This is a genomic window from Streptomyces ossamyceticus (assembly GCF_001418475.1).
Lineage (GTDB): Bacteria > Actinomycetota > Actinomycetes > Streptomycetales > Streptomycetaceae > Streptomyces > Streptomyces ossamyceticus.
On record NZ_LIQX01000399.1, the window covers coordinates 1 to 9,816 of the forward strand.

Annotated in this window: 8 protein-coding genes and 1 pseudogene; 5 read left to right on the plus strand and 4 right to left on the minus strand. The window is 70.9% G+C overall.

Annotated features, from left to right (window positions below; all coding sequences use genetic code 11):
- Positions 1-243: 243 nt before the first annotated feature.
- The 3 genes from AOK15_RS27220 to AOK15_RS27230 are packed head-to-tail and all read left to right on the plus strand — an operon-like array spanning position 244 to position 2,836.
- Positions 244-1,140: an ABC transporter substrate-binding protein gene (locus AOK15_RS27220; protein ID WP_055521004.1), complete on the plus strand. Its 897-nt coding sequence runs from the start codon at positions 244-246 to the stop codon at positions 1,138-1,140.
- The gene (locus AOK15_RS27225; RefSeq protein ID WP_055521005.1) at positions 1,137-2,051 is read left to right on the plus strand and encodes an amino acid ABC transporter permease; all 915 of its coding nucleotides are present in this window, start codon (positions 1,137-1,139) and stop codon (positions 2,049-2,051) included. The genes AOK15_RS27220 and AOK15_RS27225 overlap by 4 nt, the downstream gene beginning before the upstream one ends.
- A complete protein-coding gene (locus AOK15_RS27230) occupies positions 2,048-2,836 on the plus strand; it encodes an amino acid ABC transporter ATP-binding protein (RefSeq protein ID WP_055521006.1) in 789 nt (262 codons plus the stop codon). Before AOK15_RS27225 ends, AOK15_RS27230 begins: the two co-directional genes overlap by 4 nt.
- Before the next feature lie 135 nt (positions 2,837-2,971).
- Here AOK15_RS27230 and aroQ read toward each other — a convergent pair whose 3' ends face one another.
- Positions 2,972-3,445, minus strand: a complete 474-nt coding sequence (gene aroQ / locus AOK15_RS27235) for a type II 3-dehydroquinate dehydratase (protein WP_055521007.1) — start codon at positions 3,443-3,445, stop codon at positions 2,972-2,974.
- Between the two features lie 100 nt (positions 3,446-3,545).
- On the opposite strand from aroQ, the gene AOK15_RS27240 reads away from it, so the two are divergent.
- Positions 3,546-4,592: a S66 family peptidase gene (locus tag AOK15_RS27240; protein ID WP_055521008.1), complete on the plus strand. Its 1,047-nt coding sequence runs from the start codon at positions 3,546-3,548 to the stop codon at positions 4,590-4,592.
- A gap of 121 nt (positions 4,593-4,713) precedes the next feature.
- Positions 4,714-5,991 (plus strand): MFS transporter, encoded by a 1,278-nt coding sequence (locus AOK15_RS27245; protein ID WP_055521009.1) that lies wholly within the window; start codon positions 4,714-4,716, stop codon positions 5,989-5,991.
- A gap of 152 nt (positions 5,992-6,143) precedes the next feature.
- Here the strand turns inward: AOK15_RS27245 and AOK15_RS27250 are convergent, their stop codons facing one another.
- The 3 genes and pseudogenes from AOK15_RS27250 to AOK15_RS27260 all read right to left on the minus strand — a co-directional run.
- A complete protein-coding gene (locus tag AOK15_RS27250) occupies positions 6,144-7,244 on the minus strand; it encodes a calcium:cation antiporter (RefSeq protein WP_055521010.1) in 1,101 nt (366 codons plus the stop codon).
- 112 nt (positions 7,245-7,356) lie between these two features.
- The gene (locus AOK15_RS27255) at positions 7,357-8,358 is read right to left on the minus strand and encodes a TerC family protein (RefSeq protein WP_055521011.1); all 1,002 of its coding nucleotides are present in this window, start codon (positions 8,356-8,358) and stop codon (positions 7,357-7,359) included.
- Between the two features lie 290 nt (positions 8,359-8,648).
- Positions 8,649-9,816, minus strand: a pseudogene (locus AOK15_RS27260) (TerD family protein); the annotation flags it as partial.

Consider the following 9,816-nt stretch of genomic DNA (forward strand, 5'->3'; position numbering starts at 1 on the left):
GGATGACGGCTCCCGCGCGGATGGGCCGCCGGCCTCCCAATCCCCGCCCTCGGCCGGCGGCCCCGCCCGCACCCCGCCCACCGTCCGCACATACTCCGCGCAAGCGCTCTCCATCGTCCGCGCTCAGGCGCCGGCCGGGTCCCCCGCGCGAGGGTTCACAGGATTGCAACACGCGTTCCCACTATGCGGACAATTGTCGACGTGACCTCGACAAACAGGACGCTGCGCTGTCAGTCTCCCGCCATGCCTCCTGCCCTTCGAGCCCCGCGCCCGTCCCGTCGCGCCGTCTCTGCCGCCACCGTCGCCCTGTTCGCCACGGTCGCCGTCGGGTGCGCCCCGCAGCCGGAGGAGGACACGTCCGGCGCCTCCGCCTCGGCGACCGGGGCTGCGTGCGCCAAGGGCGAGTTGCGCACCGAGGCGTCCGGGAAGCTGACCGTCGCCACCGACTCCCCCGCGTACGAGCCCTGGTTCACGGACGACGACCCGAAGAACGGCGAGGGCTTCGAGGCGGCGGTCGCGTACGCCGTGGCGAAGCAGCTCGGCTATGACAAGGCGGACGTCGTCTGGCAGTCCGTGCCCTTCAACAAGGCCTTCGCGCCGGGTGAGAAGACCTTCGACTTCGACATCAACCAGGTGTCCGTCAGCGACGAGCGCAAGAAGGCCGTGGACTTCTCGTCCGGGTACTACGACGTGCGCCAGGCCGTCATCGCCCTCAAGGGCTCCAAGGCCGCGAAGGCGAAGAGCATCGCCGACCTCAAGGGCCTCCACCTGGGCGCCCAGGTCGGCACGACCAGCCTCGACTACATCGACGACGTGGTGAAGCCCGGTCAGGACCCCGCCGCCTACGCCAAGAACGACCAGGCCAAGTCCGCGCTGAAGAACGGCCAGATCGACGCGATCGTCGTCGACCTGCCGACCGCGTTCTACATCACCGCGGCCGAGGTGACGGACGCGACGATCGTCGGCCAGTTCGAGAACAAGGGCGGCACCCCCGAGCAGTTCGGCCTGGTCCTCGACAAGGGCAGCGCCCTGACGCCGTGCGTGACGGCGGCCGTGGACACCCTCCGTGAGGACGGCACCCTCGCGAAGATCGAGCAGAAGTGGCTCTCCGACGCCGTCGACGCCCCGGTGCTCAAGTGACCGTCGTGAAGCAGGAACCGGGCCGGGACGGCGCGGACGACAGCGGCATGCCCGGCGGGGACGACGACTACGTCCCCTCCGCCCGACGGCTCGACCGGGAGCGGTACAAGCGCGCCCGCTCCCGTCGCGCCACGGGCATCGCCGCCCTGTCCACCCTCGTGACGGCCGTCGTCCTCTATGTGGTCGTCGTCAACGCGCCCGGCTGGCCGCGCACCAAGGAGACGTTCTTCAGCGCCGAGTACGCGCGCGAGGCGCTCCCCAAGGTGCTCGAAGGGCTCTGGCTCAACGTGCGGCTGCTGCTGGTGTGCGGTGCCGCCGTGCTCGTCCTCGGCATGCTCATCGCCGTCGCGCGGACCCTGCGCGGCCCGGTGTTCTTCCCGGTGCGGGCGCTGGCCGCCGCGTACACCGACTTCTTCCGCGGTCTCCCGCTGATCATCAACCTGATGATCGTCGTCCTGGGGGTCCCGGCGCTCCGCCTCCAGGGCGTGACCGTCGACCCGGTCCTGCTCGGCGGCACCGCGCTCACGTTGACGTACTCGGCGTACGTCGCCGAGGTGTTCCGCGCCGGCATCGAGTCCGTGCACCCCTCGCAGCGCGCGGCGGCCCGCTCGCTGGGCCTGACCAACCGGCAGGCGCTGCGGCACGTCGTCCTGCCGCAGGCGGTGCGCCGTCAGGTGCCGCCGCTCCTCAACGACCTGGTGTCGCTCCAGAAGGACACCGGTCTGGTCTCGATCGGCGGCGCGATCGACGCGGTGCGGGCCGCCGACATCATCGTGGGCCGCAGCCTCAACTACACGCCGTACATCGTCGCGGGACTGGTCTTCGTCGCCCTGACCATCCCGATGACCCGCCTCACCGACTGGGTCACGGCCCGGATGGACCGGCGGCGGGCCCAGGGAGGCACGATATGAGCGACGCTCCGAAGGCGGCCGAGGTGTCAGAGGCGTCCGACGCCCCCGTGCTGCGGATGGAGTCCGTCCGCAAGACCTTCGGCGGTTCGCCCGTCCTGCGTGACGTCGACCTGGAGGTCGCCCCGCACACCGTGACGGCGCTGATCGGCGCCTCCGGGTCCGGCAAGTCGACGCTGCTGCGCTGCGCCAACCTGCTGGAGGAGATCGACGACGGGGCGATCTGGCTGGACGGCGAGGAGATCACCGACCCGCGGGTGGACCAGGACGCGGTACGGCGCCGCATCGGTGTGGTCTTCCAGTCGTACAACCTGTTCCCGCACATGACCGTCCTGGAGAACATCACCCTCGCGCCGCGCCGGGTGCATGGCGTGGGCCGGGCGGAGGCGGAGGAACGGGCCCGTGAGCTGCTCGACCGGCTGGGGCTCGGCGCCAGGGCGGGCGAGTACCCGGACCGGCTGAGCGGCGGGCAGCAGCAACGCGTGGCGATCGTCCGCGCGTTGGCCGTACGGCCCCGGCTGCTGCTCCTCGACGAGATCACCGCCGCCCTCGACCCGGAGCTCGTGGGCGAGGTGCTCACCGTCGTCCGGGACCTGAAGGACGAGGGCATGACCATGGTCCTCGCCACGCACGAGATGGGCTTCGCCCGCGATGTCGCCGACCAGGTCTGCTTCCTGGACGGCGGGGTGGTGCTGGAGCGCGGGACCGCCGGGGAGATCTTCGGCGACCCGCGGCAGGAGCGCACCCGGCGCTTCCTGCGGCGGATCGTGGAGTCGGGTCGCCTGTGAGGCGGTGAATCGAGGCGTCGGGCCGCCGGTGAGGCGACCGATCGTGGAGTCCCGGCGCGGGCGAGGCGGGGGTCGCCGTCCTCGACGGACGCGCGGTCGTCAGGCGTCAACCGCACCCGCGCCCACCCGCGCGTGTCAGGCGTCGGCCGTGCCCGCGCCCACCAGCGCGGCCACCCGCTCCACGCCGAACACATATCCCTGCACCCCGCAGCCGGCAATGACGCCGTCGGCACGCAGCGAGACGTACGAGTGGTGCCGGAACGTCTCCCGCTGGTGGATGTTGGAGATGTGCACCTCCAACACGGGCAGGCCGTCACAGGTGTTGAGGGCGTCCAGGATCGCCACGGAGGTGTGCGAGTAGGCGCCGGGGTTGATGACGATCCCGCAGTGGTTCAGCCGTGCCTCGTGGATCCAGTCGACCAACTCGCCCTCGTGGTTGGACTGCCTGAGGTCGACCGTGCCGCCGTGCGCGGCCGCGGCCTTGGCGCACATGGCCTCCACGTCGACGAGCGTGTCGGAACCGTAGATCTCGGGCTGCCGCTGGCCCAGCAGGTTCAGGTTGGGCCCGTTGAGGATCATGATCGGGGCGTGGGCGAGGCTGCGGGGCACGGTTCCTCCGGTCCGTTCGGGTGGGCGGCCCACCGGGGCCGCTGCTCGGACCCGGTTTATCACGATGCGACGCCCTGGTGAGAGGCCCTAGCCTCCCGTCATGACCATGCCCATGTATCCCCCCAAGCCGTCGCCCGGCGACCGAGTGGCTGTCGTCTCACCCGGCGCCGGTCTGCCCGGACTGTTCCCCCAGCCCTTCGAACTCGGCCTGGAACGGCTGCGGAAGGAGTACGGGCTCGAACCGGTCGAGTACCCCGCGACCCGAAGGACGGGTTCGACCCCCGGGGAACGGGCCGACGACGTCCACGCGGCCTTCGCGGACCCGGATGTGAAGGCGGTGTTCACCTCCATCGGCGGCGACGACCAGATCACCGTCCTGCCGCTGCTGGACCGTGAGTTGATCCGGGCCAACCCCAAGCCGTTCTTCGGGGTCAGCGACAACACCAACCTGCTGGCGTTCCTGTACAACGCCGGCATCGTCGGCTACCACGGCGGGACCGTGATGACCTCGCTGGGCAGGCCCGGCGCCATGAACCCGGTGACCGCCGAGTCGCTGCGCGCCGCGCTGTTCACCTCGGGGCCGTACGAACTGCGGCCCGCCGAGCGCTTCAACGACATCGAGCGCGACTGGGCGGACCCGGCGACCTTCGACGCGGAGCCGGAGAGCCGGCCCGGCGCCGGTTGGACCTGGGTGAACGCGGACCGCGTGGTGGAGGGCCGCGCGTGGGGCGGCTGTCTGGAGATCCTGGGCTGGCTGCTGATGGCCGACCGCGAGGTACCGCGCGACCTGTCCGTCTTCGACGGGGGCGTGCTCTTCCTGGAGACCTCGGAGGAACTGCCGAGCGGCGAGGAGGTCTTCCGGACGCTTCGGAACATGGGTGAGCGCGGGCTGCTCGGGCGCTTCTCCGCGCTCCTGATGGGCCGCCCCAAGACCTGGTCCTTCGAGAAGCCCAACAGCCCTGAGGACGCGGAGCGTTACGCCGCCGGCCAGCGGGAGGCGGTGCTGCGCGCGATGCGGATGTACGCCCCGGACACCGTGATCGTCTTCGACGTGGACCTCGGGCACACCGATCCGCAGGTCGTCCTGCCCTACGGCGGTGCGGTCAGGGTCGACGGTCCCGCCCGGCGTATCACCGTCACCTACTGACCGCGGTTGACGCCACCGGGGACACAGCACGTCGAACGGGCCTCCGCACGCCCCGTAACCAGGTGTCACGGTGGATGGTTGACGCTGTATGCACAGTGCACGCAACGGAGAACCGCCCTCCATGCCGCGACTCGCGGCCGCCTCGCTCGCCGGGACGGCCATCGAGTTCTACGACTTCTTCGTCTACGGGACGGCGGCGGCCCTCGTCCTGGGGCCGCTGTTCTTCCCGACGTTCTCGCCGCTGGCGGGTACCCTCGCGGCCTTCGCGACGTTCGGGGTCGGGTTCGTGGCCCGGCCGCTGGGCTCGGTGCTCTTCGGGCACATCGGGGACCGACACGGGCGGCGCCCTGTCCTCGTCGTGTCCCTGCTGCTGACCGGGGGCGCGACCGTCGCCGTCGGCTGTGTCCCCACCTTCGACTCGATAGGTGTCACCGCCCCCTTCCTCCTGCTCGCCCTGCGCTTCCTGCAAGGACTCGGGCTGGGCGGGGAGTGGGGCGGGGCGGTGCTGCTGGCGGCGGAACACGCGCCGGCCGAGCGGCGCGGGCTGTGGTCGAGCTTTCCGCAAATCGGCCCCGCGGTGGGCTTCCTGCTGGCCAACGGCGTGATGCTGGCGCTGGCGGCGACACTGACCGACGCCCAGTTCGCCTCCTGGGGATGGCGGGTGCCGTTCTGGGCTGCGGGTGTCCTGGCCGTGGCCGGGCTGTGGCTGCGTGCGTCCCTCGTGGAGAGCCCGCGGTTCCTGGAGATCGACGACCACGCGCGCGTGCCGCTCGCCGAGGTGGTGCGCGACCACTGGCGGCTCGTCCTGCTGACGGCCGGGGCGCTCTCCGTCGGGTACGCGGTGTTCTACACGGTGACGACCTGGTCCCTCGCCTACGGGACCGAGCGGCTCGGGGTGAGCCGCACCGTCATGCTGACGTGCGTCATGGGCGCCGTGGTCGTGAAGGGCGCCCTCACCCCGCTGGCGGCCGTACTCGGCGACCGGTACGGACGGCGCCCCCTGTGCCTGGTTGGGTGCGCCGCCACCGTGCTGTGGATGTTCCCCCTGGTCGCGCTGCTGTCGACCGGCGAGCCCCTGCTCATGTTCCTGGGCTTCCTGGTGGCGATGCTCGCGTTCGTCACGATGTTCGCCGTCCTCGCCGCGTATCTGCCGGAGCTGTACGAGCCCCGGGTGCGCTGCACGGGAGCCGCCGTGGGCTACAACCTCGGCGGGGTCGTCGGCGGCGCCCTCACCCCGATCGTGGCCACCGCCGTGTCCCAGGGCGGCCGGGTCCCCTGGGGCGTCGGCGCCTATCTGACGGGAATCGCGCTGCTGAGCCTCGGCTGCTTCGCGCTGCTGCCGGAGACCCGACCGGTCCCGAGGACCACGACGGAGGCGGCGGAGGCCACCGCGGGGTGAGCGGACGGAGGTGCTCCCGCCACGGGTCGGGTGCACCTCCGCCGCGGGCAGGGGACACCCCGGCTACGGGTCGGGAGTGCCCCAGCTACGCGTCGGAAGTGCCCCGGTTACGGGTCGGGGACGCCCTGGCAACTGGTCGGGGGCGCTCCCCGCTACGGGGTCACCGCGAGTTCCAGGTACGCCGCGAAGATCACGAGGTGCACCCCGCCCTGGAGCGGCGTCGCCCGGCCCGGCACCACCGTCAGCGAGGCCACCACGACGGTCAGGGCGAGCAGCACCATATGGGTCGCGCCGAGGCCGAGGACGAGGGGGCCGGAGAGCCAGAGCGAGGCCAGGGCCACCGCCGGGATGGTGAGGCCGATGCTCGCCATCGCGGACCCGAGGGCGAGGTTGAGGCTGGTCTGGACGCGGTCGCGGCGGGCGGCGCGCAGGGCGGCGATGGTCTCGGGCAGCAGCACGAGCAGGGCGATGACCACACCGACGACGGCGTGCGGCAGTCCCGCGGCCTGCACACCGGACTCGATGGTCGGCGAGACGCCCTTGGCGAGGCCGACCACGCCGACGAGCGCGAGGCCGAGGAGTCCGAGGCTGACGGCGGCGGTGCGGGAGGTCGGCGCCTCGGCGTGGTCGTCGGCGGTGATCACCTCGCCCTGTCGGGTGATCGGCAGGAAGTAGTCCCGGTGGCGCATGGTCTGGGTCGCCACGAAGAGGCCGTAGAGCAGCAGTGACGCCAGTGCCGCGAAGGTGAGCTGGGCCGTGGAGAACTCCGGGCCGGGCTTGCTCGTGGTGAAGGTGGGCAGCACCAGGCTGAGGGTCGCCAGGGTCGCGACCGTGGCGAGGGCCGCGCCGGTGCCCTCCGGATTGAAGACGGCGAGTCCATGTCGCAGTGAGCCGACGAGCAGACACAGGCCGAGGATGCCGTTGCAGGTGATCATCACCGCCGCGAAGACGGTGTCACGGGCGAGGGTGGAACTCTTGTCGCCGCCGTCGGCCATGAGCGTGACGATCAGCGCGACCTCGATGATCGTCACCGCGACCGCGAGGACCAGCGATCCGAACGGTTCGCCGACCCGGTGGGCGACGACTTCTGCATGGTGGACGGCGGAGAGGACAGCCCCCGCGAGCACCAGCGTCACCAGGGCGACGAGCGCCCCGGGCAGATCACGCCCCCAGGTGAGAACGAGCAGGACGACCGCGGCCACCGGGACGGCGGCGGTCCATCGCGCCGTGAGCGACCGGAGTCGAGCGAGCATGCGGTGATCCTTTCAGACGTGAAGGGGCCCCGCACTCCGGTCGACGCCGTGGATGCGCGTCTTCGGTGGGCGGGGCCCCTTCGATCGTTGCTGTGCTGTGCGGCGGCCGCTGTCAGGCCTCGACGCTGTCCTTCTCGGCGCCTTCGGTCTTCGGCTGCTCCGCCTCGGCCGCCGCCTGCTTCTTGGAAGCACGGAGGCTGGTGATCGTGGTGACGATCAGGACCGAGCAGATCACCCCGAGGGAGACCGGGATGGAGATCTCGGGCACATGGACGCCGGACTCGTGCAGTGCGTGCAGGACCAGCTTCACGCCGATGAAGCCGAGGATGACCGACAGACCGTAGGACAGGTGGACCAGCTTCCTCAGCAGCCCGCCGATGAGGAAGTACAGCTGCCTCAGGCCCATCAGCGCGAACGCGTTGGCCGTGAAGACGATGTACGGGTCCTGGGTCAGGCCGAAGATGGCCGGGATCGAGTCCAGGGCGAACAGGACGTCGGTGGTGCCGATCGCGAGCATCACGACGAGCATCGGCGTCATGACGCGCTTGCCGTTCTGCTCGATCCACAGCTTGGTGCCGTGGTAGCGGTCGGCGACGCCGAAGCGCTTCTCGGCCGCCTTCAGGAGCTTGTTCTCCTCCCAGTCCTCGTCCTCCTCGTCGGCCCTGGCCTCCTGGATCAGCTTCCAGGCGGTGTAGATCAGGAACGCGCCGAAGATGTAGAAGACCCAGGCGAAGCTGGCGAGGATCGCCGCGCCCGCGGCGATGAATATCGCGCGGAGCACCAGGGCGATCAGTACACCGATCAGGAGCACCCGCTGCTGGTACTGCGACGGCACCGCGAACTTCGCCATGATCAGGACGAAGACGAAGAGGTTGTCGACGCTCAGCGACTTCTCGGTGATGAAGCCGGCGAAGAACTCTCCGGCCGGCTGGCCGCCGGCGAAGACGAACAGTCCGAGCCCGAAGAGGGCGGCCAGGACGATCCAGACGACCGTCCAGATTCCGGCTTCCTTGATGGACACGTCATGGGGCTTGCGGCCGATGAAGAAGTCGACCGCGATGAGGGCGGCAAGGCCCACCACTGTCAGGACCCACAGGGTCGTGGAAACATCCACTGCGCCTCCGGCAGTACGTAACGGCAAATTGCAGCGTCATCGCTACCGGAGGTCTCTTCCACCCGGTCCTCCAGGGCGTTCCACAACGCCTGGTGCCGCCGGGCCGACGCCCCGGGATCTGTCTGATCCGTATTGACGGGTACGCCGCAGCAAGTAGGGAGTACTCCCCTCCGCTCATAAGAGCATACCCATTCACCAAGAATAGGTAAAGGGGTAAGCAAAGAAAGTATCAAAATCGCAGGTCAGGATGGCTTTACTAGGTCTTGATGCAGGTGGGGGCGCGCCCGCGCTCAGCGGTTCCAGGAGCGGCGGGCGTCCGCCACCTGGGTGAGCACCTGGTGGAGGATCCGGCTGCCCGGCGGGACGAGCGACGGCTCGTACGTCCACGCGTGCCCGACCCAGGGGTCGGCCAGGTGGTCGTCCGGGGTGGGTGTGAGTCGCAGCAGCGAACGCCACAGCGGGTCGAGCAACGGCCCGTAGGCGGCGGCGTCCTGACGGTCGGCCACCATCATCAGATGGACGCCGACGGCAGGGCCCTCGTCCGCGAGGTAGCGCAGCTGCGTCACGGCCCGGTCGTCGAAGCCGTGCGGGAAGTCGTTGACGATCAGGAGCTGCTCGGCCGTGTCGAAGCCGGGCGGCAGCGCGTCCGCGGCTCCTCCTCGCACCGCCATCTGCACGAGGTCGACCCGCTGGGTGAGCCGCCCCAGGACGTCCGAGACGCCGGCGGCGCCGACGGCGGGCGGTCCGGCGAGGACGCCCGGCTGGGTCAGCGGTGCCAGCGTGGTCGCTCCGGTGCCGGCCGGGTCGATGACATGGACGCTGAACTCCCCCGGCGGGTACACCGCGAGGAGCCGCGCGGCGAGCGCCACGGCGGTGTCCAGGGCGAGACGGCGCAGTTCGTCGGAGTCGGTGAAGGAGTCACCGGAGCCGGAACGGCCACTGTCGATCCACAGACCCCGCTCCAACGGCAGCCGGACCAGCATGGGGATGCGCAGTCCGTCGCTCTCCGGCAGACGCAGGTCGCCCAGGCGCACGGCCATCGGGACCTCCATCGGGACCCGGTAGCCGTGCCACACCGGGTTGTCCCAGCGGGCGTACGCCATGGGCAGCGCGGGCTCCACGACGTCGGCCTCGGCCCGCAGCTGGGCGAGGTCACGGTCAAGGGCGGCGCGGGCCTGGTCGACGAGCTGGGCATGCTTGGCGCGCGCGGCCTCGCGCGCGGCGTCGCCCTGCCCGCTGATGCGGCTGCGTGGGTCGGACAGGACCCGGTCCAGCTCCTGCTCCATGCGCGACTCGGCGAAGTCGACGGCGCTGCGGTACGCGGCGGTGGTGCGGGCCAGGTCCTCGAACATGCCCCACACCTGGTTGTAGAGCCGCTCGTCCATGGACCAGCCGGTGGCGTCCCCGGCGACGGGCTGCGCGGGCTGACCGGGCTGTGCCGGGGACGCCACCGGCTGG